Source organism: Deltaproteobacteria bacterium, from assembly GCA_016180855.1.
Classification (GTDB): domain Bacteria; phylum UBA10199; class UBA10199; order JACPAL01; family JACPAL01; genus JACPAL01.
On record JACPAL010000010.1, the window covers coordinates 63,380 to 88,415 of the forward strand.

Genomic DNA, 25,036 nt, shown 5'->3' on the forward strand with positions numbered 1-25,036 from the left:
TTCTTGTCAAGGAAAGCACGGGTGACAACAACTTATCCCGGATGCCGATAATAAAAATGCTCATGATTCAATCCGTTTCAAATCGCGGGAACAGCCCAGTTGCTTCAGAAGAGGGCGTTGGGATCCCCGCCCCTCTTATCGCCCTCTCGGCCGTGTCGGCCTTCGGTATTGTCTTTGCCGATGCCTGGCTCGCCCAGCGACTTGGTCAGGCACGAGTGATCGCCTCTCGTCTCTGGACGGCCGGGCCTCCCGTCGATCATGCCGCGCGACTCCGGTTTCTCTTTGAAGAGCTGTTTTATTCCAAAATGTATCGTCAGGGCGAATGTGGAAGAAACATCATCGAGTTCATTGATGAGGCTCGTGCAAGGGGGATCTCCCTGTCTCAAGCCTCGGTCCTGTTGGTCTACAACCAAGAGAGGTATGGCCTGATACCTCGGTGTGCCAGAGGTGGCACATTTCTCTGGGAGGAGTCGATTATATGGAGTGGAGGGTGGCATGCCGTCTTAAAACATCCCTCGGGGATCTTTGATTTTGATTTTACGAATACCCCTCGCGTGCCCTCCCTCAGGGAATATTTTAAAGAGATGTTCGGATTTTCATCCCGCTCACCAAAAGAGACAATCTTTGTTCGTGAAGTACCCGTCGCTTATCTTCTCCGGGGGGGGCAAAAGTGGACCCTGACCGGTTTATGAGAGACCATCCGGTCTACAGATCTTCGCCACATCCCACTTATGCACTCGCCGATTTTCTGGCGACTTGATCTTTAAGTTCGTACTGGATTAATCCTTGATCATGTGCAAAAAACTCTCCCTCGCCCTTTTGATGTTAACCTTTTCAGGAGGAGCTATGGCCGACAAAGAACTTCAAGTGGGGGACCTGGCCCCTGATTTTTCGACAATTGATGATACGGGACACCCGGTCTCGCTCAAGGAGTTCCGCGGGAAGACCGTCATTCTCTATTTCTATCCAAAGGACGATACGCCCGGCTGTACGATCGAGGCAAAAAAATTTCGGGATTACAGCAAAGAGTTTGAATCAAAGAATGCGGTAATCCTCGGCGTGAGCTTTGATGACCAGTCTTCCCATGAGAAATTCAAGGAGAAACATGAGCTCCCGTTCCGTCTGCTTGTCGATGCCGACAAAAAGATCGCGAAGGCGTATGGGTCGGGTGGGCTTCTGTTCCCCTCGCGGCATACCTTTGTTATTGATGGCAAGGGGCGGATTAAAAAGATCTATCGCAAGGTCAGTCCTGCCGAACATGCCGAGGAAATTCTGAACGAGATCTGAGTGGGGTGATCCGATGACCTGGGACCTTCTCGAAGAGGCTAAAAAATTGATTGCGATCCGGTCGATCTCGCAGGAGGGGAACCGGGCGGCGGTGCAGTTTGTCGCGCCGTTTTGTGAAAAGCTCGGCTTCAACCTGACCTTTCAGGCCCCCGCGGGTGGTTCGACCGGTGAGGACCTGAATCTGATTGCCCATACCGTTCCACCAAACTCCGGTGATCTTTGTCCCAAGGGGCTCCTTTGGGTGACTCATCTTGATACGGTTCCTCCCGGGGATCTCTCCCTTTGGACGGAGACGGGAGGGGATCCGTATTGTGCCACGATCAAGGGGGAGAAGCTTTACGGACTTGGATCGGCCGATACCAAGGTTGATATTCTTTGCAAGCTCAAGGCGATTGAAACGGTTGGTCTAAAAAATGTGAAGATTCCGTTTGCGCTTGTCGGCTCTTATGGGGAGGAGCGGGGACTCGCCGGGATCAAACGGCTTCGCGAATCGGAGGTGATGCATCCCCGTTTTGCGTTGGTGAGCGAGGCGTCAGATCTAAGGCCGGTTTTGAAACACAAAGGGATTTTGTACATGAAGTTGTTTTTTAATTCCCCCCTCCCGCAAGCGGGAGAGGGGTTAGGGGTGAGGGAGTTAACCTTTCACGGCAAAGCCGCCCACGGCTCCACACCGCATTTGGGTGACAACGCGATTGAAAAGGCATTTCAGTGGCTCTTTGAGGAACAGGCGAAAGAGCCGAACCTTCAGTTGATCAGCGTTGAAGGGGGAACGGTTCATAATATTGTGCCGGAAAAATGTCTCCTCAAGGTGGCGAAAGGGTCGAACTTCTCTCCTCAGATCGATTTTCTGAAGAAATTTTGGCAGATTGTAGAACGCGTCGATCAATTTCTTGAAAAAGATCGGGACGAGGCGTTTGACCCGCCCGTGACGACACGAAATATAGGGGTCATCAGGCAGGAAGGGGACCGTCTCCTCATTGAATTTGATTACCGCCTGATCCCATCGACCGATGGCAACACCCTTTTTGCCCTCTTGAAGGAGCTTGTGCAGATTCCTGGAGCCGAACTGAAGGTCCTTTCATCGAACCCGCCGCTTGATACTTCGCTTCAATCGGAAATTGTTGAACGGGTCACAACGGCGCTTCGCTCCGTGGGTTCAGAGATCAGCTTTCCGGTGAAATCGGGAAACACAGAGGGGGCGATTCTTGCGATGATGGGGGCGGAGGCGGTTGTGATTGGCCCCGGCAAGGCGGTCGGCAATATTCACAAACCGAATGAACATAATGAGATTTCGCAGTTACAAAGGGCCGTCGATTTTTATACCGCTTTTTTGCGTCAGTTTTGCTAAGGCTTGTTTCCTCGTATGACGTTTCATTTAAGACCAGCACGATCAGAGGATTTGGAAGGGCTTTTACGGCTAACCACCCTCCCTTCGGCGCGCGGGTTTTTAACCCTTCCTTCCGAATCGAAAGAGATGAAGGAGCTTATTGCTCTTTCCCAAAGATCGTTTACTGGAAAGCTCGAGGACAAAGATGAGGGGGAGTATCTTTTTGTGCTTTTTGATGGGGATCAAAAAAAGGTGGCCGGCTGTTCTCTCATTATTGCCCGGCACGGGACGCCTGAGACACCCCATAACTATTTTGAAGTGACGGAGGTTCAGAAGGCGTCCCGAAAATTGAAAAAAGTTTTCAAGCATCAGATCTTGAGGCTTCGTCTTGATGCGGAGGGGAGAACCGAGTTGGGGGGGCTGATTCTTGATCCGGGGTATCGAGGTCATCCCCAGAAGCTCGGAAAGACCCTCTCCTTTGCGAGGCTTTTGTATATCGATCGGAATCCAAGGCGTTTTCAGGAGAGATTGTTGGTGGAGCTCCTGCCCCCTTTAACACCCGAAGGAAAATCGCTCCTGTGGGAATCATTGGGGAGAAAGTTTACAGGTCTGGACTATCTGGAGGCGGATCGTCTTTCGCGAAACGACAAGGAATTTATAACCTCCCTTTTCCCCGACGGTGATTTTTATACCCTCTTTCTTCCTGAAGAGGCCCGCTTCCTCATTGGGGAGGTCGGTTCTGATACAAAACCGGTTGCAAGAATGCTTTCTGAGGTTGGTTTTCACTATTTAGGACAGATCGACCCGTTTGATGGTGGCCCCCATTATGGGGCGCTCCAGAAAGAGGTGAAGATCAACCTGGTTCAGGACTTTTTGAAACAGGCGTCGGTTGAAGTGGAGTGGGGAGGATAAGATGGCTCGCGCGGTCTTAATGGGAGACCCCAGTCACTTTCACATCGTCGGGGGGGGGAATCCGTTTACTCGTAACTGGTGGGGGAAGAGGAAATCGGTCAACAAACAGAAGGCGATCGAGCAATGGCACGGTCTTGCGCGGTACTTGACCGACAATGGAGTGACGGTGTTTGTCGTTCCCCCTCATCCCCAAAATCCTGGCCTCGTTTATCCTGCCAATGCCGGTTTCCTAAGCCAGCTCGAAGAGAAGATGCCGATCCAGCAAAAAAAGTTTGTCCTCTCCAACCTTCTCCCTTCACGCGCCGGTGAGATGCCGGTTTATCGGGAGTTCCTGAATGGCCTTGGTTTTAACGTTGTCACGATCAGGCCGCGCTTTGAAGGAGAGGCGGAGCTTTTTCCTACCAACGGGGAATATGTTTTCACGTATGGAGGGGTTGTTAAGCAACGGTTTGTTCCCAAAGTGGCAGTCCCCCCCTGGAAGAGGGTTTATGGGTTCAGGACAGAGCGGACCTCCTTGCAAGAACTCCGGCCGTTTCTGGGGACCGGCGCCGTTCATGATTTTGAGCTCCAGCTCGAATCGCACTATCATGGGGACACGGTCTTCTGTTCCTTTGGGGAGAGGAGGGAGAATCTACTCGCCTATCTGGAAGGGCTTGCCCCGGAATCAAGGGAGCGTTTCCAAAAGGTTTTTGGGGATAGGGTTGTTCCACTCTCGACAAGGGATGCCTTCTTTTATGCGGCCAATTCCTACCAGATCCGGACGCCGGGTGGTTTGAAACTGATTATCCCGCAGGGGGCGAGTGAAGAGCTGATGAAGGAGATTCAAGGACGGGGTGTGACACCGATCCCGATTGATGTCTCCGAGTTTTTGAAAAAAGGGGGTGGCGCGGTCAAGTGCATGATTGGCGACTTGGGGGAGTTGATTGACGACCCGGCCAAAGTGACGCCGGCTGTTACAGAATTTCGATCGAGGCATCTTTACAAATAATTATCCTCCATTTGCCCGACTTTTGTGCATTGCTCAAAACTTTGGCAGGCAAAATAGGAAAAGTGATCTCATCTCGAAATAAAGAGGGGATTATTTGATGAGATGGTTGGCACGCAAGTTGCTTATGTGAAGCCTCAAACCTTTAAAAAGGAGAAACTATGAGAAAAAAGGCTAGTGCTCTAACGGTGGGAATACTCGGATTTCTGTTCGTTGTCACCTCAGCAGAACTTTTTGCTGCGGAAAAAAAGGAGGACTCTTTTTGGGACAAAACGAAGGTGACCGGATCGGCTGACCTGAATTACAACTACAACCTGAACAGGCCGACAACAACTCCGGTCCTTGCAGCGGCGGGGGCACAGGCGGCGAATGCCTACCGGGTATTTGATGTCTCTCCGAACACCTTTAATGTTGGGTTGGTGGAGTTGGCGCTTGAGAATTCACCTGCTGATTGGATTACTTTTAGGACGGATCTTGATTTTGGCCGCGATGCCCAGTTTTATCATGCGAGAGGTTTTGGGGTTGGCACTGATCTCTTTGATCTCCAGCAGGCATTTTTGGTCTTTAATGTCGACCAGGTCGGTAATGGGCTCAAGATCAAGGCGGGAAAGTTTGTGACGATGCATGGTGGGGAGGTGATTGAGGCGGCCGCGAACTACAATGTTTCCCGTGGGCTGCTATTTAATTATGCGATTCCGTTGACCCACACCGGCATTTTAGGGAGCTACTCATTTTCCGATCAGGTCAGTCTGGATCTTGGTGTTGTCAACGGATGGAACAACGTGACGGACAACAATAATGGCAAATCGGTTCACGCCATGCTCACGGTCAAGCCTGTAGAGACGGTTACATTTCTCCTGGGAGGCACGGTTGGTCCGGAGCAGAACGGAAACGACCGAACGCTTCGCACCCTTATTGACACCTCTCTGATTTATGCCCCGACCGACCACTGGACGTTTGCCGTCAATTATGATCTTGGGCGTGACGGTGGTTTTGGTGGAACGAACGGGGTTGCTGATTGGCAAGGAGTTGCTGCATATGCTGATTGGAAGTCCGGTGACCTCTTGGGGCTGACCGTTCGTGGAGAATATTTGAACGATGATACGGGAGCTGCCGGTATCATGGCGGGGGCGGCGACGGGCGCTACGGCATCAACAAACCTCCAGGAAGGGACGCTCACCTCTCATCTTTATTTAGCTGACGGGATGGATCTTCGATTTGAATATCGTCATGACCATGGTAATTTTGGTTCTTTTCTACGTGGGAATGGAACCTCACGAAGATTCCAGGATACCTTGGGTGCACAGTTGGTCTACTCATTCTAGCCTAGGAGGAAACTATGGAACGACGTAAAAACCTGTTTTTGACACTCGCGGTGATAATCCTGGCGGTTGGTTCTTATCCAAGCCTGGCCAGAGCCCAGGAGGCAGGAGATCTCAAGATAGCTGCTGATACTGTCTGGACACTCATTACAGCGTTTCTGGTCTTCTGGATGAATGCCGGTTTTGCGCTGGTGGAATCGGGCTTCTGTCAGCAAAAAAACTGTGTCAATATTCTGGCCAAGAATTTCATTGTGTTCGCTGTTTCATCAGTCGCCTACTGGATTCTGGGGTACGGTCTCATGTTTGGTGATGGAAATGGATTTTTGGGACAGCAGGGTCTCTGGTTTTTAGGGGGGGCTGATAATAGTCCTGCCACCGGAGAGGCGTATCAGGGGGTTTACGGGTCTCTTAATTGGACCGGCGTCCCTCTCCTTGTGAAGTTCTTCTTCCAGCTCGTATTCGCCGGAACGGCTGCAACGATTGTCTCCGGAGCGGTTGCTGAAAGAATCAAATTCGTTTCCTTCATCCTCTTTTCATTTATTATTGTCGCAATTCTGTATCCGATAACGGGTCACTGGATCTGGGGCGGTGGCTGGTTGGTCAAGAAAGGTTTTTTTGATTTTGCCGGTTCAACCGTTGTCCATTCCGTGGGTGGTTGGGCTGCCTTGATGGGGGTCCTTTTCCTCGGGCCGCGTATCGGGAAATATCGTAATGGCAAGGTTTATCCCGTTCCGGGCCACAATATGTCGACGGCGACACTCGGTTGCCTCATCTTGTGGCTTGGCTGGTTTGGATTCAATCCAGGCTCTACAATGGCTGCCGACTGGGCGCACATCGGGCATATAGCAGTTACGACGAACATGGCTGGGGCGATGGCAACCCTTTCCGCAACGGTGACCGCCTGGATTATTCTGGGCAAGCCGGATCTCGGTATGATCCTTAATGGGACGTTGGCCGGCCTCGTGGCTGTTACAGCCCCCTGTGCCTTTGTCAGTGTTGGCAGTTCGGTCGTCATTGGTTTGATCGCGGGTATTCTGGTTGTTCTGGCGGTTATCTTCTTTGATAAAATCAGGGTGGATGATCCCGTCGGGGCCCTCTCTGTCCATCTGGTTAATGGTGTTTGGGGGACTATCGCTGTCGGATTGTTTGCGGAGAAGGAGATTACCGCTAACACGGTTAAGGATGGTCTTTTCTTCGGCGGAGGAACGGATCAGTTGATCGCTCAACTGACAGGCGTTCTTGGAGTTGCTCTTTTTACGGTCGTTGCTTCGGCCGTTGCCTGGCTGCTAATCAAGTTGACAGTAGGGCTTCGAGTGTCAGAAGAGGAAGAGCTAGAGGGACTCGATTTTGGAGAACATGGAAACAGGGCTTATCCTGATTTTCAGACAGCTTCTTCGATTGAGAGACATTCATAAACAGGGAGGTTTGAATTATGAAAAAAATTGAAGCGATCATCAAGCCGTTCAAGCTCGATGAAGTCAAGGATGCCCTCCAGAAACTGGGTGTCAAAGGGATGACCGTTGCTGAGGTGAAGGGGTTCGGGCGTCAGAAGGGGCACACGGAACTCTACCGTGGTGCCGAATACATCGTTGACTTTTTGCCCAAGGTTCAGGTCGTTGTCGTGGTAGAGGATGGGCAGGCCCAGGCGGTGGTTGAGGCGATCGAGAAGACGGCAAAAACCGGTAAAATTGGAGACGGAAAGATATTTATCTCCTCGCTCGATGAGGTTGTCAGGATTCGGACGGGTGAGACCGGCAAAGCGGCGATCTGATCAACCCCCACTTTACATTTTATAAGTTGCCATGCTAGGGGCTACCCGTCTTTTTTTAACTGATTTCGAAACAAAAAAGGAGAGAACATTATGACACCAAAAGAGGTATTGGCTTTTGCCAAGGAGAACAAGACAAGGATTGTTGATTTCAAGTTCGTCGATTTTCCGGGGGTCTGGCAACATTTTTCAGTTCCCGTTTCAGAGCTTTCAGAAAAGATTTTTGAAGAGGGGCTTGGATTTGACGGCTCCTCGATTCGTGGATGGCAGGCGATCAACGAGTCGGATATGCTTGTTTTGCCGGATTCCAACAGTGCCTGCATGGACTCGTTCTGCCAGATTCCGACACTCACAATGATTTGTAACATTGTCGATCCAATCACCAAGGAACCGTACAGCCGTGATCCCCGCTATATTGCGCGGAAGGCAGAGGCGTACGTCAAGTCAACCGGTATTGGCGATTCCGTCTTTTTTGGTCCCGAAGCGGAGTTTTTTGTTTTTGACGGCATCCGCTTCAAGCAGGACTCCAATTGTGGCTACTACTATATTGATTCGGTTGAGGGGCAGTGGGACAGCGGATCCCAGAAGTTGGCTGATGGTCAGACAAACCTCGGTTATCAGCCCCGCTATAAAGAGGGTTATTTCCCGGTTCCCCCAACGGACACCCTTCAAGATTTACGTAGTGAGGCCGTTCTGGAGATGGAAAAGATCGGGATTCATGTCGAATGTCAGCATCATGAGGTGGCGACCGCCGGTCAGTGTGAGATCGACATGCGGTTTGATACATTGACCAAAATGGCGGACAAGCTAATGTGGTTCAAGTATATCCTGAAGAACGTTGCCCGTCGTCATGGGAAGACCGTTACCTTCATGCCAAAGCCACTTTTCGGTGATAACGGCTCCGGGATGCACTGTCATCAGTCGATCTGGAAGGGTGACAAGCCGCTTTTTGCCGGTGACAAGTATGGTGGTCTCTCCGAGATGGGGCTCCATTATGCCGGTGGTATTTTGAAACATGCACGTGCCATTGCTGCCTTTACCAACCCTACAACGAATTCTTATCGTCGGCTGGTTCCCGGTTTTGAGGCCCCCGTGAACCTGGCCTACTCATGCCGAAACCGTTCTGCGGCGGTCAGAATCCCGATGTATTCCTCCTCCCCCGCAGCTAAAAGGCTTGAGGTCCGGTTTCCCGATCCCTCCTGCAATGCCTATCTCGCCTTTGCCGTGATGTGCATGGCCGGTATTGACGGGATTCAAAACCGCATTCTTCCCGGTGATCCTCTGGAGAAGGATATCTATTCCTTAAGTCCCGAAGAACTTTCCCGGGTTCCCCAGATGCCGGGCTCCCTTGAGGACTCCCTGCGGGCCTTGAAAGAGGACCATGCCTTCTTGCTGAAGGGGGATGTCTTCACCAAGGATGTCATTGAGACATGGATTGAGTACAAGACGGATCACGAGCTGAACCCGGTTCGGCTCCGTCCGGTACCGTACGAATTTTCCCTCTATTTCGATATCTAACAGTCTGTTGACAGAGGGGTTTGAAAGGATGTTGAGAAAGGTCCCAGATATGAGGCAGGCTGCTGAGGCGCGACGCAGGCGTACTTGTCGGTACGTCGAGGAGCGACCGAAACAGCCAACGAAGTAGATGGGCCTTTATCAACATCCTGCTAAATTGCCTGGTCTGTAGGGGCAGGTTTATACCTGCCCCTATTTTTTTCTTTTATCCTGTGGCCTGCTCTGCTAGAGTCGATCTCCTTAACCAAATTTAAAGGGGGGATCATGAAAAATTTACTTCTCCTGTTCTGTCTGCCGGTTCTTTTAGGCATCGGTTGTTCCAAGAAATCGGCTCCGGTGATTCAGGTTCAGCCGGGGATTGTTGCTAAAATCAACGGCAAGGAGATCACCGATGAGGATATCCGTAAGGTGATGGGGCCTGAATTTGTTCGGGCCGAAATGGAACTGTACGATGTCAAGAAGGCAGGGCTGGACCAGATCATTCAGGATCAGGTGCTTCAAGAAGAATCCAAAAAACAGGGGATCAGCCAGGAAGAGCTTTTGCAAAAAAACGTCGACAGTCAGATCAAGGTCACTGACAAGGAAGTGGAGAAATTTTACAACGACAACAAAGGGCGGTTTGGAGAGAAGAAGTTTGATGAGCTGAAAGGGAATATCCAGTTCATGCTCTCCCGTCAGAAAAGGGGTGAGGTTTTGGACCAGTATGTTGCCAAGCTCAGGAAGGGGCTGGATATCCAGGTCTTGATTCAGGCGACCAAGCTCGAGGTTCCGGAAGGGGACAGCCCTGCGATCGGTCCGGACAAGGCCCCGGTTCATATGGTGGAGTTTACCGATTATCAGTGTCCTTTTTGTGGAAAGGCTCGTGAGACGGTCAACCAGGTCTTGAGTGACTACAAGGGTAAGGTAAAATATGTCATTCGCGATTTTCCCCTTTCTTTCCATCGGGATTCCTTCAAGGCACATGAGGCAGCTCACTGTGCGGGCGATCAAGGGAAATACTGGGAGATGAATAAAAAACTGTTTGCGAGTCAGAAAGACTTGAAGGTTGAAGATCTGAAAAAATATGCCTCTGAGATCAGTCTGAACAAATCAAAGTTTGAAGAATGTCTGAATTCCAACAAGTTTGCGGAGAGGGTACGTCAGGGGTTGGAGGATGGCCAGAAGGTTGGTGTCTCTGGGACACCGGCCTTTTTTATCAATGGTCGGATGATCTCCGGTGCTCGCCCCTTCCCGGATTTCAAAGAAATCATTGACGACGAGCTGACAGCCAATTAGCAACTTGAAACGGTGCTAGATCTTAAGTTCGTCTTAGAAAATCTTCCGTTCGTTCAGGAGGCGCTTCAGAAGAAGAGGGTCTCATTCGACCTTGCCTCTCTGGAGAAGCTCAATCAAAAAAGAAAGAGTGTTCAGGTTGAATTTGACCAGCTCCGCTTTCGTCAAAATCAGGTTTCTCAGGAGATCCCAAAGAGGAAAAAAGAGGGGAAAGCGGTTGATGACCTCCTGGAGCAAATGAAAGAGGTTGCAGGTCGTGTTAGTGATCTTTCAGGGCAGCTCTCGGAGGTCGAGGGAGAACTCAACACTCTCCTTTTGTATATTCCTAATACTCCTCATCCCTCTGTTCCTGTCGGTACCGACAGCTCTCATAATAAAGAGTTACGCCAGTGGGGAAAGATTCCCGAATTCTCGTTTAGGCCAAGGGAGCATTGGGAGATTGGGGAACAGATTGGAATCTTTGATTTCAAGGGTGCCGCCAAGATTGCTGGATCGAGGTTTGTTGTCTATCGGGGTTGGGGGGCAAAACTGGAGCGGGCGTTGATCAATTTTATGCTCGATCTCCATACCCGTGATCATGGCTATCAGGAGATCTGGCCACCGGCGATGGCAAATGCCCGTTCGCTCACCGGGACAGCCAATCTCCCCAAGTTTGAGGGGGATCTTTATAAGACGACCGAGGGGCTTTATCTGATTCCCACGGGTGAGGTGCCTCTTACAAACCTTTATCAGGATGAGATTCTTGAAGAGAAGGATCTTCCGGTTTTGGTCACTGCCTACACCCCCTGTTTTCGGAGTGAGGCAGGCGCAGCAGGCAAAGATACACAAGGCCTGATTCGGCAGCACCAATTTGATAAGGTGGAGCTCATGAAGTTCGCCCATCCGGAGAAGTCATACGAGGAACTCGAAAAACTTTTGTCAAATGCTGAAGAGGTTTTGCAACTTTTGGAGTTGCCTTATCGTGTTGTGACGCTTTGTACCGGCGACATGAGTTTTGCTTCCGCCAAGACCTACGATATTGAGGTTTGGTTGCCGGGCCAAAATGGGGGAAAAGGAGCTTATCGGGAGATCTCCTCTTGCACCAACTTTGAGGATTTTCAGGCCAGGAGGGTCAATACCCGGTTTCGCTCCGAGGGAAAGAAACTGCGTTACGTTCATACCTTGAATGGCTCTGGTTTGGCGGTTGGCCGAACGATTGCGGCCATTCTGGAAAATTTTCAGGATGGGAAAGGATTTAGGATTCCGAAGGCGCTCGTTCCGTATCTGGGGGTTGAGAGGGTAGTGTCCAATTAATGAACAATCACCAATAAAACTTTCCTCTTTTGGTCTAAACAATTTCCGAAACTAAATAGTTGGGCAGTTCGATTTAAGGCTGTCACTTAGTCCTTCGATTCATAAATTCGGTGACGAATTTATTTACTCAGGACTAGTGCTGAGCGAGTAATTTTGTTGATTTTTTGGCTTTGTATATACGTCATATGGTTGATCAATTTTTGGTTAGTACTTTTTTATTGATAAACCATAAGTATTTCTAACTTTTAGCGGGCACATGCGTACCCGCCAAAAGTTGAAATGCTATAGTAATTACGAGTCGAGGTACTTAGCGGTTATTGTTTTTAAGGGTCAGAAGTAACTTTTTGGAGGGTTCAAGTGACTGTTCCAAAAGCGGTGGGAGCTTCTGATGGATACTATTCTTCCGGGCATTCTGTTGGGTCTGTTTCTTACCGGTGTCCTTCCAGTCTGAATATTCCGATCAAGCGTGAGAGAGAGACCGATTACAAGGCGGTCGCCATTGCGTTGGGTTCACTCGCCTTAGGGATAGGTCTGCGTCAGCTCCTGGTCAAGCGACTTCCCTCGGAAGCCCATTGGTTCACAAGAAACATCATTGGAAAGGCGTTCAAGGCCAAGGGGGTTGAGGGGGCGGAGAGAACGATCAACCGGTGGTTTCATTTTGGAGAAGAGGTTGCCCTCATCACTTTTGTGAGCGAATGGGGACTCCGCCGTTTTTTTGGTTACGAAGACAGGGTCTCTCCGATGGGAAGTCTTGCCCTCATGCTCCTCTTCCAAAGGGTGGCGGTTCAATACGCCGGCCTGAATGCCTCGGGGATGAATGTGATGTTCTTCATGGATCGTGCCATGGATGCCTTGATTCAGGTCCAGAATGGCAAGAGATGGCATGAGGTCGATTTCACCAAGCTGGCGATGCGCTATGGAACCCTTTCTCTCTTTGGGACCATTCGGCAGAAATGGGGAAAGAATCTCCTCTTTGCCTTGAGCAGCCGTGCGGGACACGGTCAGTGGATCATGAGGTCGGCGAATGTGAGTTGCGGTGCCTCGAAACTTCAAAGGATCGGATGGAGATTCTCTCCAGAAAGAGATTCGGTGATCCAGAAACTGATTGCCTCCTCTAACCTCCACACCGAAAAGAGTTTTGTGACGCGAGAAGGGTGTTTCTTCAGCCCAATTTTCAAAAAGACCGGGAAGGCCTTGACCGAAGGAGAGCAGATCGCACTAGCTGGCCTGTTTGGCAAGGAGCGACTCGCCGATTTATTTGCAACCCACGGGGGGGTGATTCGTCAATTTGCTGCGCGTGGCGGAAAGACCGTAGAGGCTCTGGAGTTTGTCGTGGGGATCGGCCTCACAAAGAATCGCGGTTATGATATCACCAATCTGGGGATTGGTGTCTTTGTTATTCTGCTCGAAGGGACGGCCGTCTTCATTGATGCGAGTACGGGAGCCGCCTTCCGCGGAGAGAGTTTTGAGGAGGTAGCGAAGCAGACCTTCTGGAAGGGGGTTCTGATCATGCCGTTTCGGCATGGGGCTAAGCTCCGCTTTGGTTTTGACACCAAATGGGCGATGTTTCTGGATCGTTCGCTCAAGTTTGGTTTGGAGCCGATGGTCAACAAATTCTTCCCGATTTACGCCAATGCCGGGCTCTGGCGGGATAGCTATGGGCGGGTCGCCTCCAAGAGTAAATCACTGGATGATTTTCTCGCGATTCATGTGGGGCCAAAGATATGGGGAAGGGGTGGGCTGACGCGATATAACGGGAACATCTTCAATCTCAGAAATTTTCGTGAGGCGGCTATCCCTGGGAATTGGGGCACTGATAAAGAGGGAGTTTCCCCCTACACCCCGCTTACAGTGGCCTACAAACAATTGGCTGAATTCTATGCAACGGAGGCGGGTCAGGGCAAAAAGGGACTTAAACCAGAGGAGAGGGAGGCGATCGAGTGCCACATTAGAAACTTGATTGATGAGGCACACAATCGCCTTACTACAGAGACCACGGTTCGTTCCTCTCAGTATGACGATGACACCGTCATCAAACAGGCGATTGTTGTCTCAGCCGCTACCTACTATGCTCATCTGCAACAAGACGAGTATTTCGGACGACTAGTTCGTGAAAACCATGACTGGTTCCAGATGTTCGAGAGGGTTCGCAATTCGGAAGATGTTGCCGCCATTGCAGAGGAAATAAACTTGCATTCAGGGATGCTACGGGAGAAGGGTGAATTGGGTGCCTTTTGAAAAATAAGATCCTGGCGGCGCTACTGGCGCAGCCCCATGCAGAGCCTTTAACCGACTCGGCACAGATCAAGTCAACCTATCATCATTGGCGCGTTCGGCAAATGTACTCCATGATGATCGGTTACGCGCTCTTCTATTTTGTCCGAAAAAACTTCTCGATGGCGATGCCGGTTTTCCTCTCCGACTTGGGCTACACCAAGACCGATCTAGGCTGGATCTTGACCGTCTTCTCCGTGATCTATGGTTTTGCAAAGTTTGGTAATGGGATTTTGGCAGATCGGGCGAATCCACGCTATTTTATGGCGGTCGGTCTCATCCTCTCTGCAATAGTCAATATCATCTTTGGACTGAGCTCCGGATTGACCGCCTTCGGCATCTGTTGGCTTTTGAACGGATGGTTTCAGGGGATGGGGTGGCCCCCCTGTGCTCGAAGTCTTGTCCATTGGTACGGTCCGACAGAGCGAGGGACCGCCTGGGGAATTTGGAATGCCTCCCACCAGGTTGGTGGGGCCGGTATCCTCATTTTGGCGGGATATTTGGTTGAACATTATAGCTGGCGTTCTGCTTTTATTATCCCGGCAATTTTGGCTATTGGGGTCGCTTTTTTTCTGATCAACCGGCTTCGGGATACCCCGCAATCTCTCGGTCTCCCGCCGATTGAGGTCTTTCATGGAGAGCTCCGAAAAGTTGATGAGCATGAAGACTCCGCTGATTCGTTCAAAGAGATTTTGTGGGATCATGTGTTGAAAAACAGGCTCGTCTGGATTGTGAGTTTCGCCAATTTTTTCGTCTATATCGTCCGGATTGGGGTGCTTGATTGGGCCCCAACCTTTTTGGTGGAGGTGAAGGGGAGTTCCGTAACAATGGCCGGTTTTAAGGTTGCCGCCTTTGAAGTTGCCGGGATTGTTGGGGCAATCAGTGCCGGTCTGATTTCTGACAGGATCTTCAAAGGAAAGAGGGGACCGGTGAATGTCCTTTGCATGGCGTTGTTGATCTTCTTCATGGTCGCTCTGTGGATGATTCCTGCGGGATACCCCTGGTTAGATGCCGTGGCCCTTTTTGCCGTTGGATTTGTCGTTTATGGACCCCAAATGCTTGTGAGTGTGGCTGCCGCTGATTTTGCCTCCAAGAAGGCGGCCGCAACCGCCACCGGAATGACGGGAACCTTTGGCTATCTGGGGAGTGCCCTTTGCGGTGTTGGAACCGGGATGATTGTTGACCACTGGGGATGGGATGGTGGCTTTCTCTTTTTTATTGCCTCTGCGGCGATCGGGGTTGTTCTCTTTCTTATGACCTGGAGTCATTGCTCTGCAGAATTGGAAGAGATCCATCAGAAATAACCTCTGAAAAAGGTCCCCCTCTGTTGCATTTGTACCTTCCCTTTTTCTCCTCTTGGCGGTATTCTATCCCCGTTTTTATTTAGGGGGGACTCTTGAAGGTTTTTCACCATTCCAGTGAGATTTCCGAGACGCCGCTCCGTGAATTTCAGGATTCTTACCATTTCCAGCTGACACGAAAGATCGCCGAGGGAGGGATGGGGGTTGTCTACGAGGCGAAGCTTTTTGGTGCGGAGGGCTTTGAAAAGCAGGTTGCCATCAAAACGATCCGGCAAGAGATTGCTGAGATGAAGGACTTTGTGCAGCTCTTTATTGGTGAGGCGAAATTGGCCGCCTGTCTGGTCCATCAAAACATCGTCCAGATCTACCGCCTCGGTATGGTTGATAACATCTATTACGTGGCGATGGAGTATGTACGGGGCGTCGACCTCAGGGATTTTATCTGGCGCCATTTTGAGAGGGAGGAAAAGATTCCGATTGAATTGGCTGCCTTCATCGCGAGTCGTGTGGCACGAGGGCTTGAATATGCCCACCGCAAAACCGATGGGCAAGGTAGGCCCCTGAATGCAGTTCATTGCGACATCAGCCCGAAGAATCTGATGATCTCCGCGGAGGGGGAGGTGAAGATTACCGATTTTGGGATTGCGAAGGCGAAAGGGATCATCCGTGGGGATCTTCTGGAAGGATTGGGGAAGGCCTCCTATGTCTCGCCGGAGCAGATTGAAGGAGGGGTGGTGGATGGGCGGTCCGATATTTTTTCATTGGGGGCCGTTCTTTACGAGATGCTCACGGGACAACGGGCGTTCAAGGGGAAAAATCGGGAAGAGATTCTGGAAAATGTCCTCCACAAACCGATCACAACGGTCCGCGGTCTTAATGGTGACGTTCCCAAGGATTTGGAAAATATTATTTTAAGGTGTTTGAAGATAAAGCAGGAAGAGCGTTATGTCACGGCCGGTGAGTTGGGGTATGATTTGGAATATCTCCTGTACCATGGAGGTTATGGTCCGACGATCCAAACCCTTCAGAAACATGTCCAAAAGCTTTTCCCCGAGATTTATCTTGCTCACCTCGTGACTCCTTCACGGGATCAGGTTGTTATGCCGGGTGATTTGTCACTGTCGTTGTCACTCGCGGATCAAAAGAAATCCTAGACCCTTAAAACTCATTGGACTATGCCTTTCTTTGCCGATGAGGATTATGGTTGATCAGCTTTTGGTTAGTATATTTTTGTTGATAAACCATAAGTATTTCTAACTTTTAGCGGGTACAGTCGTATCCGCTAAAAGTTGAAATGCTATAAAGGCCGAGCATCGGGTTTACCCCGATGTGACGCCGAGGGGTTTGGATAGAACGGAAGGGTGGCCGAGTGGCCGAAGGCGGCGGTTTGCTAAACCGTTGTACGGGTGAAAACCTGTACCGAGGGTTCGAATCCCTCCCCTTCCGAATCGCCACGGTGTTTATCACGGTTGCGATTCGGAAGGGCTTTCATATAGAAAAGTTATGGAAATCTTTCGGAGGGATTCGAACGGCCGTAACGAAACGATCCAGTGAATCGTTTCGTAGGCCGCGGCTCCGAAACGAGCTGTAGAGCGAGTGGAGGAGGAATCCCTCCCCTTCCGCAAAACAGCGCCCCTTCGGGGGCTTTTTATAAACCCTCGACTTTTTCTTTAGAGGTATGCTAGGGGCAGGCGCCGACTTAAATAGTACGATAGGGCCTAAAGCCGGGGGGATTTATGCCACAACTTCAGCAGAAGCTTCGTCCGACGGAGAATGTTCCATTTCCGGCCATTATCGATGAAAAGCTAAGCCTGCAGGCGTTCCTTCATCTCTCCGGCACTTTGGGGGGATACCCCTTCGTCAAGGTTGTCGTCGACCGGGAGACAAACAAAATTCACTTCATGAATCATTCCGTCTATCCATATCATGCCGATTACATCGCTCAGGAGATATTTGACGTTTCACTGGAAAAGCTCTTTGCCTCACTCGATGATTTCAATAAAAGTTTGTATCTCGATCCCGATCGACGTTTTTATGTTGGCATTCTCTCGCTTCACAAGAGTGATGAGGGGAAGTTCTTTACCCTCGAAACGGTGGAAATTGACAATATGAATAAAGAGATGCTCCTCTCTTTTTATACCCGCGTTAAAGAATCTCTCGATGTCTCACTTCCCTTCTTGTTCAAGCCGGCTAATCATGGTCAGGAGATGATTCTTGCCACCATGAATGCGGCGGAGTTGCCGGCGGTCTACAACCATGAGCTCTTTCGAAATGCCCGGTTTATCTGTCTCAACCCCGGAGAGGTGACGGGACGTCTGAGACTCTTTCATACGCTGGAAGAGTTCCGGCACGAAAAACAGACGGTTGAGTGGTACGACATTATTGCCATGCCACGTGTCCCCGACGATATCCATCGCGTTTCAGGGATTATTAATGGTGATTTTACGACGCCGCTTTCACATACCAATGTCCTGGCGAGCGGCTGGCAGATTCCCAACGCCGTTCAAATAGGGGTCTCTGAACGAATTGAAAAAGAGAATCTCAATGGCCATTGGGTCTGTTATGCTGTTTCTCCGAATGCGACAGAGATTGACTTAAGAAAAATTGATAAACCGGTGGAGGTCCCCAAGCCGTCTTGGAGTGTCCATCGCATCAAGCTGGAAGAGCCTGAAACCGAAGATACGCTCATTGCTCCACTCGAAAAACTTCGCATGAGTGATCGCTTTCGGTATGGAACAAAAGCGGCTAATTTGGGAGAGCTTCACTATATTTTGAAAAATGGATCGGAACGGCTTCTGGGATTTTATCGCATTTCACGCCCTCCTCGTGAAAATCTGTTGGCGTATCTCGCCGATTTTCTCAAAACATCACTTTCGGCTGATTTGAACCAGGTCTCCGAAGAATTTTTACGTTCTTTCATAAAAATTCCCAAGGGAATCGCCATTCCTTTTGCGATTCAGCAGGAGTTTTTGCAGTCCTCCCCGGCCCTTCAGCAAACCTTGGGAAAATTGAAAATGGCCCTCGAACTGAAAGCTCGTCAGGTCGATGCCCTCTGCGTTCGTGTACAGCAGTTGATCATTCACACCCGCCTGCCCGACCGATTACGTTATCAAATCGATGATCTGATCGCCAGATATCTGGGCGGAGTGAAAAGTTTTGTTGTTCGGAGTTCTTCGAACGCCGAAGATTTACAAAATTTTTCGGCGGCAGGTATCTATGAGTCGATTAACCATGTAACAACGGCCGATCATATTTTTGAAAGCATTAAAAAGGTGTGGGCTTCGTTGCTTGCGCCCCGCAGTGTTCGATTTCGCGATGAGGTTGGCATCTCTCTGGATGACAGCTATATGGGGGTTATTATTCAGGAGGAGATTCAGTCGGATATGGGAGGGGTCATGGTCACGACCAATCCGATACGGCGTGAAGACCATTTCCGGGATGTTTATTTTAATGTCTCTTGTCGGTCTGTGAATAATGTTGTTCAAGGGGCCGAGCTTCCGTATCAATACCTTTTTAACACGGTTGAAGGAGGGGGGAGAACGATCTCTCTCGGATGTGCCAACGAGGACCTGCCTCCCAAGAAGAAGGCCCTCCTGCAAAAATTGGCGGTTGCGGGACGGTTGTTGCAGTCCCATTTTTCACCTGACTACACCTTCAGCCTCCCCCTCGATGTGGAGTGGGTTGAAAGAAAGAATCAGCTTTTTATCCTGCAGCTCAGGCCCTATCGCTAGTGCGGGTGTTGAAACGGTATGCCCAAAAGAATCCCCCGTCTTTATATTGCCTTTGAAGCGTTTTTTTCTCTCTTCCTGTGGTTACCGATCTTCTACCAGTTTCAAAAGACCATCGGATTAAACGACCGCCAAATTTTTAGTATCCAGAGTTTTTATTATCTTGCCTTCTGTTTTCTGGAAATACCGACCGGTTGGGTCGCCGACCACTGGGGTTACCGACGAAGCATCCTTTGGGGCACGTTGATCATGGTTTTTTCCAACCTGATTCCTGCCGTGAGTCAAAACTTTTTGGGGATGCTGGCCCATTTTATTTTAATTGCTACCTCTCGCTCATTGATCTCAGGTGCGGCAAGCGCCTATCTTTTTGAGGCGTGTCAGAGGTACGGTGTTCCGGAACGATATAAGATCATTGAAGGAGAAGCCCGCGCCTGGGGACTCGTTGGCAAGGTTATCTGCTGGCCTCTTGTCGGCCTCCTGATGTCTTGGCACTTAAGTTTACCCTATCTTATTACCTCCTTTTTCTCAGCCCTCTCATTTCTTTGCGTCATCCTGTTGCCCAATCAGAACAAAGCGGCTACCGTCTCTTCCTCAGAGGGTAACCCCTCGAATAGGCAGTTTAAGGCCTGTCTTGTCCTCCTCAGCCGCTCACCGATGCTCCTGCTTTTGATGATTCAGGGCATATCGATCTTTGTAATGGGAAGACTGCAGGTCACTTTTTATCAACCGATCCTCCTCGAAAGATCGATGAGTGTGGCGAGTCTTGGTGGTATTATGGCGGTGATGACCCTTTTCGAAGCGCTTGGCTCCTGGACTCCTTCCTGGCTCCGGAGGTTCAGAATTTCTGATTTGAATTCTCTTTTTATCTTGTCGATTGCGGTGACGTTCAGCTGGTTTTTGATTGCTGCTCCTGGAAAGTATTTAAGCATTGTTGGGTTTTGCCTGTTCTGTTTTTTTATTGGTATCGTCTTTCCTATCCAGAAGCAGGTGATCAATGAGGCGATTCCGGACTCCCGTTTTCGGGCGACGATCCTTTCCATAGAATCTGTCTTTGACCGACTGGGCAGCGCCGGGCTTGTTTCGATTGCAGGCTCTTACGCGGCCCATGGCCAATTGAATGCGGTACTGACCGGGTTTGCCTGGTTTACCTTGGTCATTTTGGGTTTGATCTACCTTCAGGTTTGTAGAACTCATTTCAAAATCGCCCCTTGTCAGAAAGATAGCCAGGTGATAGTTGCCTAAAAAATAGGCAACTATGATGAAGCTTCATTGGGAAGGGATCTTCGCCTCGCTGGGTGAAGGTCTTCTGATTCTTGATCTTAAGGAACGGATTACGGCTATCAATCCGGCCTTGGAACGTCTGACGGGGCTCTCTTCAGACTCCTTTACAGGCAAGGGATTAGCAGATTTTTTTGGTCAAGACTCGGAATATACCCGAATGATTCGCCATGCCCTGCAAGAGCTCCGGACGACAACAGTTCGTGAACTGCATTGGCTCAGAAAGGATGGAAAAAAAACTGTTTTTGATCTCTCGATCTCGCCAAGATTGAATGAGGACGAGTCACAGGAGGGATGGATTATCGCATTTCGTGATATGACACGATTGCACCAGCTTCAGGAGGAGATCCGGAAAAATGATCGGCTCGCGATGCTCGGGACATTGGCGGCCGGACTTGCTCATGAGATCAAAAATCCATTGAGCGGGATTAAGGGGGCAGCACAACTTCTGAAGCGTGAAAATGCCGGATCCGGTTCTGTGGAATTTCTGGAGATTATCATCAAGGAGACGGAGCGGGTTGATCGTCTCGTCAATGACCTGTTGAGTCTCACCAAGCCAAGGTCAATGACCCTTCAACCGGTTAACTTGAACCAGCTGATTGATTCCGTAGTCCTCCTGGAACGGGAATCATTGGGGGCACGCTCGATTCAGGTCTCCAGGGAGTTTGATCCGAGTATGCCTCCGGTTCTTGGGGATGAGGGTGAGCTCTTCAAGGTCTTTTTGAATTTCATGAAAAATGCGGTGGAGGCGATCCCTAACGAGGAGGGTCATATTTGGCTTCGCTCCCGGATAGAAACCAATTTCAAGATCCGAGGCGAGGAGGAGAACAGGCCGACTCACGTGGTGGTTGCGGAGATTCAGGATAACGGTGAGGGAATTCAAAAAGAGAATCTAGACAAGATTTTTACTCCCCTTTTTACAACCAAGGAGAAGGGGTACGGTCTCGGTCTTCCGATCGCTCAAAGGATCATTCAGGAGCATGGGGGACAGATCCGGATTAACAGTGAGAGAGGCAAGGGGACACGTGTTCAGATTTATTTAAGGAGCTGTTTATGAAAAAGATACGGATCCTTGTGGTCGATGATGAGGAGAGTCTTCGTATCATCCTCAAAAACGCCCTGTCGCAGCGCGGATTTGAGGTTGATACCGCCAAGGATGGCAAGGAGGCGCTCTTCTGGGTGGGGCAGAACGATTATCATCTGGGCATTGTCGATATCCGGATGCCTGGGATGGATGGTTTCGAGCTGCTCAGAAAGATTCGCGGAGACTCCCATTCATTTCCCGTTATTTTGATTACCGCTCAAGACACGATGCAACAGGCGCTCGAGGCGATGAAACAGGGGGCGTTTGACTATCTCACAAAGCCGTTTAACATCGATGAGCTTGATGAACTCGTCACCCGTGCCCTGAAAGAGTCTTCCTTCGATGAGGGAGAGGGAAGGAGTGATGAGGCGGAGATTACCTTCCCGGCACAGGATTCTCTTGTTGGTTCCAGTCGCTCTCTGAGAGACATCTACAAGATGATTGGAAAACTCGCCTTGAGTGATGTGACCGTGTTGATTCAGGGGGAGTCAGGGACCGGTAAAGAACTGATTGCTCGTGCTATTCACAAGGAGAGTCCGCGGAGTCGACATCCTTTTCTCGCAGTGAACGTGGCGGCGATTCCCAAGGAACTTTTGGAGAGTGAATTGTTCGGTCATGTCAAGGGGGCGTTCACCGGCGCGACGGAGGAGCGGGTTGGCTACTTCGAAAAGGCGGGAGAGGGGGTCCTCTTTTTAGATGAGATTGGTGAGATGCCGCCCTCACTTCAGGTGAAACTTCTGCGTGTCCTTCAGGAGCGGGAAATTCAGAGGCTTGGTCGGAGCGATACCGTTCCGCTGCGGGCCAGGATCATTGCGGCGACTAATCAGAATCTGGAGCAACTCATTAAGGAAAAAAAATTCCGGGAGGATCTCTTTTATCGTTTGAATGTCGTTCCTCTTTATGTGTCTCCGTTGCGGGCAAGAGCGGAGGATGTTCCGCTTCTGGCCAACTATTTTGTCTCCAAATTCTGTCAGGAGCTCGCCTGCCCTTCCAAGAGAATCCTGCCCGATGTGATGAAGAGTCTTCAGGAGTATCCTTGGCCCGGGAACATTCGGGAACTTGAAAATGTTATTAAAAGGGCGATTGTCCTTTCTCCGGGCGCGACGATTATTTCCCGGATTGCTCTCCCGGAGCTGCCGGTCCAGAGGCCTCAGGCCGATTTGGAGGAGATTGCCATGGATGATATTATCCGCCGGAAGCTCCAGACATTCTTAAGCAAGTGGGAAGGGTATGAGGTAACAGATCTGTACGACGCAATTATCAAGAGGGTGGAAAAGCCGCTCATCGAGCTGATTCTTTCCAGAGCATCTGGAAATCAGGTGCGTGCGGCCCGGATGCTCGGGATCAACCGCAACACACTTTTTAAAAAAATGAAGGATCTAGGAATTAGGAACGAGGCATGACTGGCTCATTTCTCGCAAACCTTCTTTTTTCCTCGGCTGTTCTTTCGGTGGCGGTGGCCCTGGGCGGCATCCTCCCGATCTTTTTTCATGGAATTCGCAAGCATCTTCCGCTTTTTCTTTCCTGTTCGGCCGGTATCATGCTGGGGGCTACCCTGTTGCATCTGCTTCCCGAGGCGGTTCACCTGATCGGCCCCCGGGCCTCCTGGTGGCTCCTTCTGGGATTTCTTTTTTTGTATCTCTTCGAACGTTTTGTCACGGTCCATATTTGTGAGGCCTTGGACTGCGAAGTTCACACGATGGGGATTGCCGCTGTTGTCGGTATCTCCGCCCATGCCTTAACGGATGGTGTGGCGTTAGGTGCGGGATTGCTCCTCTCGAAGGTGGGATGGGTGGTCCTGATCACTATTTTCTTTCATAAACTTCCAGAGGCATTTGCCCTCACTTCCATCCTTCTTCATGAGACAAAAAGGCGTTTTCATATACTTCTGATGAACCTTGTTCTCATCCTCATGGTTCCTTTGGGAGGGTTTCTGCTTTATTATTTTATGAGGACGCCGCAGGCGCAATCGACAGGTGCCGCACTGGCTTTTTCCGCAGGGACGTTCCTGCATATCGCGATTTCCGACCTTCTGCCCGAGGTTCACAAATTTTCAGACCGTCGGTATGCCTTGCTCGCCAGTTTTTTTGCCGGTCTTGCGCTAATGTTTCTGCTTGGGAGCTTGATCCATCCGATGGGAAGCGAGGTTCACCCGTGAAACCGCGTGTCAGGGGGCTTTACGCCATCATCGATAACACCTCCATCCCTTCCTGGTCTCATCGGGATCTGGCCCGTCTTTATCTGGAAGGAGGTGCCCAATTCCTGCAACTTAGAATGAAAGAGAAGAGGGACTACCCCGATCGGGTGATCCAGGTGATTCGTGAAATCCTGCCTCTCAAGAAAGAGTATTCATTTTGCTTTATTTTAAACGATTATCTGGATCTCGCCCTTGAAATGAATCTTGATGGGTTTCATGGAGGGGCTGATGATCCGCAGCCTCCGGAATCACGTTGTCTGCTCCGAGATGAAAAAATCATCGGCACCTCTTCGCATTCGATCGAGGAGGCGTGTGCGGCAGAAAAGGCAGGGGCTGATTATGTTGCGTTTGGGGCAATTTTTCCCTCTCCCTCCAAGGGGCATTGTCACCCGGTTCAGGGGATTGAAAAGTTGAGAAAGGTTGTCGGTCGATTACAGGTTCCGGTTGTGGCGATCGGCGGAATCAACCGGGACAATGTGAAGGAGGTTCTGGAAACGGGGGTTTCCTCGATCGCGATGATTCAGGCCCTGACGGGGGCCACTGACGTTGTGAACGAGACGAAGTTTTACGCGGGTCTCTTTTCCTGAAAGGATGGTGTTTGGGTCAAAGGAGGGATCCAGACATTCCGCGGTGAAAACCCAGTTGAAGTTTGAGGACCTCGTCATGAGGTTATTTTCGGCTCTTTAACAGATTCGTTGCGGCGTTTTTTGGGGTTATAAGGAAGGTGTCTTAATATAGAAACAGTTCTTACCATCGGCGGCTCAGATCCATCGGCTGAGGCCGGCATTCAGGTCGATTTGCAGGTCTTTCACTCCCTCAAGGTGCGGGGCGTGTCAGCGGTAACGGCGATTACCGCCCAGAATGATGAGCGATTCTATTCGATGAACCCGATCCCATCGACGCTGCTTCGCGAACAGCTTCGTTCGGTCGTGACACGGTACCGTCCGTCCGTTGTGAAGATCGGGATGCTAGGGACGGAGGAGAACGTAATGGGGGTCTGTCGCTTTCTGGATTCTGAAGGGATCACTCAGGTGGTGCTGGATCCTGTTTTAAAATCGACGACGGGGGCCGTTCTTTTAGTCCCGAAGGGGATCGCCATTTTAAGGGAATTTCTGATTCCAAGGGCAACGGTGGTGACTCCGAATATCCCCGAGGTTGAGGTGCTGACCGGCCTGCCTGCTTCTAACGTGGATGAAATGAAAGAGGCCGCACTTCGCCTGCACCGTGCCTGTCGCGGGGTCAAGACGGTCCTCGTGAAGGGAGGACATTTAGAGAATGAGGCGACGGATGTCCTCTACGATGGCTCTGATTTCCACCTTTTTGTCTCGCGAACCCGGTTTGCCAAAAGGGTCCATGGAACGGGCTGTGTCTACTCAGCGGCGTTGGCCTCTTATTTGGCTCGCGGCGAGACGATTCCGGAAGCAACGCGACAGGCCAAACAGTACGTTACGGCCTGGATTCGAAAACATAATGAACCGGATGGAACGTAGCGG

Annotated in this window: 21 protein-coding genes and 1 tRNA gene; all 22 read left to right on the forward strand. The window is 50.4% G+C overall.

Annotation, left to right across the window (positions count from 1 at the left end; genetic code table 11):
• Positions 1-41 precede the first annotated feature (41 nt).
• Positions 42-692, forward strand: a complete 651-nt coding sequence (locus HYT77_05645; GenBank protein ID MBI2067475.1) for a hypothetical protein — start codon at positions 42-44, stop codon at positions 690-692.
• Between the two features lie 154 nt (positions 693-846).
• Entirely contained in the window at positions 847-1,287 is a 441-nt protein-coding gene (locus tag HYT77_05650; GenBank protein ID MBI2067476.1) for a peroxiredoxin, read from the forward strand.
• A gap of 13 nt (positions 1,288-1,300) precedes the next feature.
• Positions 1,301-2,635: a M20/M25/M40 family metallo-hydrolase gene (locus tag HYT77_05655; GenBank protein MBI2067477.1), complete on the forward strand. Its 1,335-nt coding sequence runs from the start codon at positions 1,301-1,303 to the stop codon at positions 2,633-2,635.
• A gap of 15 nt (positions 2,636-2,650) precedes the next feature.
• A complete protein-coding gene (locus tag HYT77_05660) occupies positions 2,651-3,526 on the forward strand; it encodes an arginine N-succinyltransferase (protein MBI2067478.1) in 876 nt (291 codons plus the stop codon).
• 1 nt (position 3,527) lies between these two features.
• A complete protein-coding gene (locus tag HYT77_05665) occupies positions 3,528-4,514 on the forward strand; it encodes a hypothetical protein (GenBank protein MBI2067479.1) in 987 nt (328 codons plus the stop codon).
• 158 nt (positions 4,515-4,672) lie between these two features.
• On the forward strand, positions 4,673-5,836 hold the full coding sequence (locus tag HYT77_05670) for a porin (protein MBI2067480.1): 1,164 nt from the start codon (positions 4,673-4,675) through the stop codon (positions 5,834-5,836).
• Between the two features lie 14 nt (positions 5,837-5,850).
• Complete coding sequence (locus HYT77_05675; GenBank protein ID MBI2067481.1) at positions 5,851-7,248, forward strand: ammonium transporter; 1,398 nt, start codon at positions 5,851-5,853, stop codon at positions 7,246-7,248.
• A gap of 17 nt (positions 7,249-7,265) precedes the next feature.
• Complete coding sequence (locus tag HYT77_05680; protein ID MBI2067482.1) at positions 7,266-7,604, forward strand: P-II family nitrogen regulator; 339 nt, start codon at positions 7,266-7,268, stop codon at positions 7,602-7,604.
• A gap of 90 nt (positions 7,605-7,694) precedes the next feature.
• The gene (gene glnA / locus HYT77_05685; GenBank protein MBI2067483.1) at positions 7,695-9,119 is read left to right on the forward strand and encodes a type I glutamate--ammonia ligase; all 1,425 of its coding nucleotides are present in this window, start codon (positions 7,695-7,697) and stop codon (positions 9,117-9,119) included.
• A 261-nt stretch (positions 9,120-9,380) separates the two neighbouring features.
• Positions 9,381-10,391: a thioredoxin domain-containing protein gene (locus HYT77_05690; GenBank protein MBI2067484.1), complete on the forward strand. Its 1,011-nt coding sequence runs from the start codon at positions 9,381-9,383 to the stop codon at positions 10,389-10,391.
• Between the two features lie 12 nt (positions 10,392-10,403).
• Entirely contained in the window at positions 10,404-11,681 is a 1,278-nt protein-coding gene (gene serS / locus HYT77_05695; protein MBI2067485.1) for a serine--tRNA ligase, read from the forward strand.
• Between the two features lie 357 nt (positions 11,682-12,038).
• On the forward strand, positions 12,039-13,919 hold the full coding sequence (locus HYT77_05700) for a hypothetical protein (protein MBI2067486.1): 1,881 nt from the start codon (positions 12,039-12,041) through the stop codon (positions 13,917-13,919).
• The gene (locus HYT77_05705) at positions 13,916-15,259 is read left to right on the forward strand and encodes an MFS transporter (protein ID MBI2067487.1); all 1,344 of its coding nucleotides are present in this window, start codon (positions 13,916-13,918) and stop codon (positions 15,257-15,259) included. The genes HYT77_05700 and HYT77_05705 overlap by 4 nt, the downstream gene beginning before the upstream one ends.
• 92 nt (positions 15,260-15,351) lie before the next feature.
• The gene (locus HYT77_05710; protein MBI2067488.1) at positions 15,352-16,410 is read left to right on the forward strand and encodes a serine/threonine protein kinase; all 1,059 of its coding nucleotides are present in this window, start codon (positions 15,352-15,354) and stop codon (positions 16,408-16,410) included.
• Between the two features lie 201 nt (positions 16,411-16,611).
• Positions 16,612-16,702: transfer RNA gene (locus HYT77_05715), tRNA-Ser, on the forward strand.
• 290 nt (positions 16,703-16,992) lie between these two features.
• Positions 16,993-18,987 carry a phosphoenolpyruvate synthase gene (locus HYT77_05720; GenBank protein MBI2067489.1) on the forward strand — a complete coding sequence of 665 codons (1,995 nt, stop codon included), beginning with the start codon at positions 16,993-16,995 and terminating at the stop codon, positions 18,985-18,987.
• A gap of 18 nt (positions 18,988-19,005) precedes the next feature.
• Positions 19,006-20,226 carry an MFS transporter gene (locus HYT77_05725; GenBank protein ID MBI2067490.1) on the forward strand — a complete coding sequence of 407 codons (1,221 nt, stop codon included), beginning with the start codon at positions 19,006-19,008 and terminating at the stop codon, positions 20,224-20,226.
• A gap of 13 nt (positions 20,227-20,239) precedes the next feature.
• On the forward strand, positions 20,240-21,319 hold the full coding sequence (locus tag HYT77_05730) for a PAS domain S-box protein (protein ID MBI2067491.1): 1,080 nt from the start codon (positions 20,240-20,242) through the stop codon (positions 21,317-21,319).
• On the forward strand, positions 21,316-22,749 hold the full coding sequence (locus tag HYT77_05735) for a sigma-54-dependent Fis family transcriptional regulator (protein MBI2067492.1): 1,434 nt from the start codon (positions 21,316-21,318) through the stop codon (positions 22,747-22,749). The genes HYT77_05730 and HYT77_05735 overlap by 4 nt, the downstream gene beginning before the upstream one ends.
• Positions 22,746-23,504, forward strand: a complete 759-nt coding sequence (locus tag HYT77_05740; protein MBI2067493.1) for a ZIP family metal transporter — start codon at positions 22,746-22,748, stop codon at positions 23,502-23,504. Before HYT77_05735 ends, HYT77_05740 begins: the two co-directional genes overlap by 4 nt.
• Positions 23,501-24,130, forward strand: a complete 630-nt coding sequence (thiE, locus tag HYT77_05745) for a thiamine phosphate synthase (protein MBI2067494.1) — start codon at positions 23,501-23,503, stop codon at positions 24,128-24,130. The genes HYT77_05740 and thiE overlap by 4 nt, the downstream gene beginning before the upstream one ends.
• A 147-nt stretch (positions 24,131-24,277) precedes the next feature.
• Positions 24,278-25,033 (forward strand): bifunctional hydroxymethylpyrimidine kinase/phosphomethylpyrimidine kinase, encoded by a 756-nt coding sequence (thiD, locus tag HYT77_05750; GenBank protein MBI2067495.1) that lies wholly within the window; start codon positions 24,278-24,280, stop codon positions 25,031-25,033.
• Positions 25,034-25,036: the final 3 nt, after the last annotated feature.

Excerpts from the sequence above, each read along its gene's own strand:
- HYT77_05645 (MBI2067475.1), top strand. The coding sequence starts at position 42 with ATGCCGATAATAAAAATGCTCATGATTCAATCCGTTTCAAATCGCGGG.
- HYT77_05650 (MBI2067476.1), top strand. The coding sequence starts at position 847 with ATGGCCGACAAAGAACTTCAAGTGGGGGACCTGGCCCCTGATTTTTCG.
- HYT77_05655 (MBI2067477.1), top strand. The coding sequence starts at position 1,301 with ATGACCTGGGACCTTCTCGAAGAGGCTAAAAAATTGATTGCGATCCGG.
- HYT77_05660 (MBI2067478.1), top strand. The coding sequence starts at position 2,651 with ATGACGTTTCATTTAAGACCAGCACGATCAGAGGATTTGGAAGGGCTT.
- HYT77_05665 (MBI2067479.1), top strand. The coding sequence starts at position 3,528 with ATGGCTCGCGCGGTCTTAATGGGAGACCCCAGTCACTTTCACATCGTC.
- HYT77_05670 (MBI2067480.1), top strand. The coding sequence starts at position 4,673 with ATGAGAAAAAAGGCTAGTGCTCTAACGGTGGGAATACTCGGATTTCTG.
- HYT77_05675 (MBI2067481.1), top strand. The coding sequence starts at position 5,851 with ATGGAACGACGTAAAAACCTGTTTTTGACACTCGCGGTGATAATCCTG.
- HYT77_05680 (MBI2067482.1), top strand. The coding sequence starts at position 7,266 with ATGAAAAAAATTGAAGCGATCATCAAGCCGTTCAAGCTCGATGAAGTC.
- glnA (MBI2067483.1), top strand. The coding sequence starts at position 7,695 with ATGACACCAAAAGAGGTATTGGCTTTTGCCAAGGAGAACAAGACAAGG.
- HYT77_05690 (MBI2067484.1), top strand. The coding sequence starts at position 9,381 with ATGAAAAATTTACTTCTCCTGTTCTGTCTGCCGGTTCTTTTAGGCATC.
- HYT77_05720 (MBI2067489.1), top strand. The coding sequence starts at position 16,993 with ATGCCACAACTTCAGCAGAAGCTTCGTCCGACGGAGAATGTTCCATTT.
- HYT77_05725 (MBI2067490.1), top strand. The coding sequence starts at position 19,006 with ATGCCCAAAAGAATCCCCCGTCTTTATATTGCCTTTGAAGCGTTTTTT.
- HYT77_05730 (MBI2067491.1), top strand. The coding sequence starts at position 20,240 with ATGATGAAGCTTCATTGGGAAGGGATCTTCGCCTCGCTGGGTGAAGGT.
- HYT77_05735 (MBI2067492.1), top strand. The coding sequence starts at position 21,316 with ATGAAAAAGATACGGATCCTTGTGGTCGATGATGAGGAGAGTCTTCGT.
- HYT77_05740 (MBI2067493.1), top strand. The coding sequence starts at position 22,746 with ATGACTGGCTCATTTCTCGCAAACCTTCTTTTTTCCTCGGCTGTTCTT.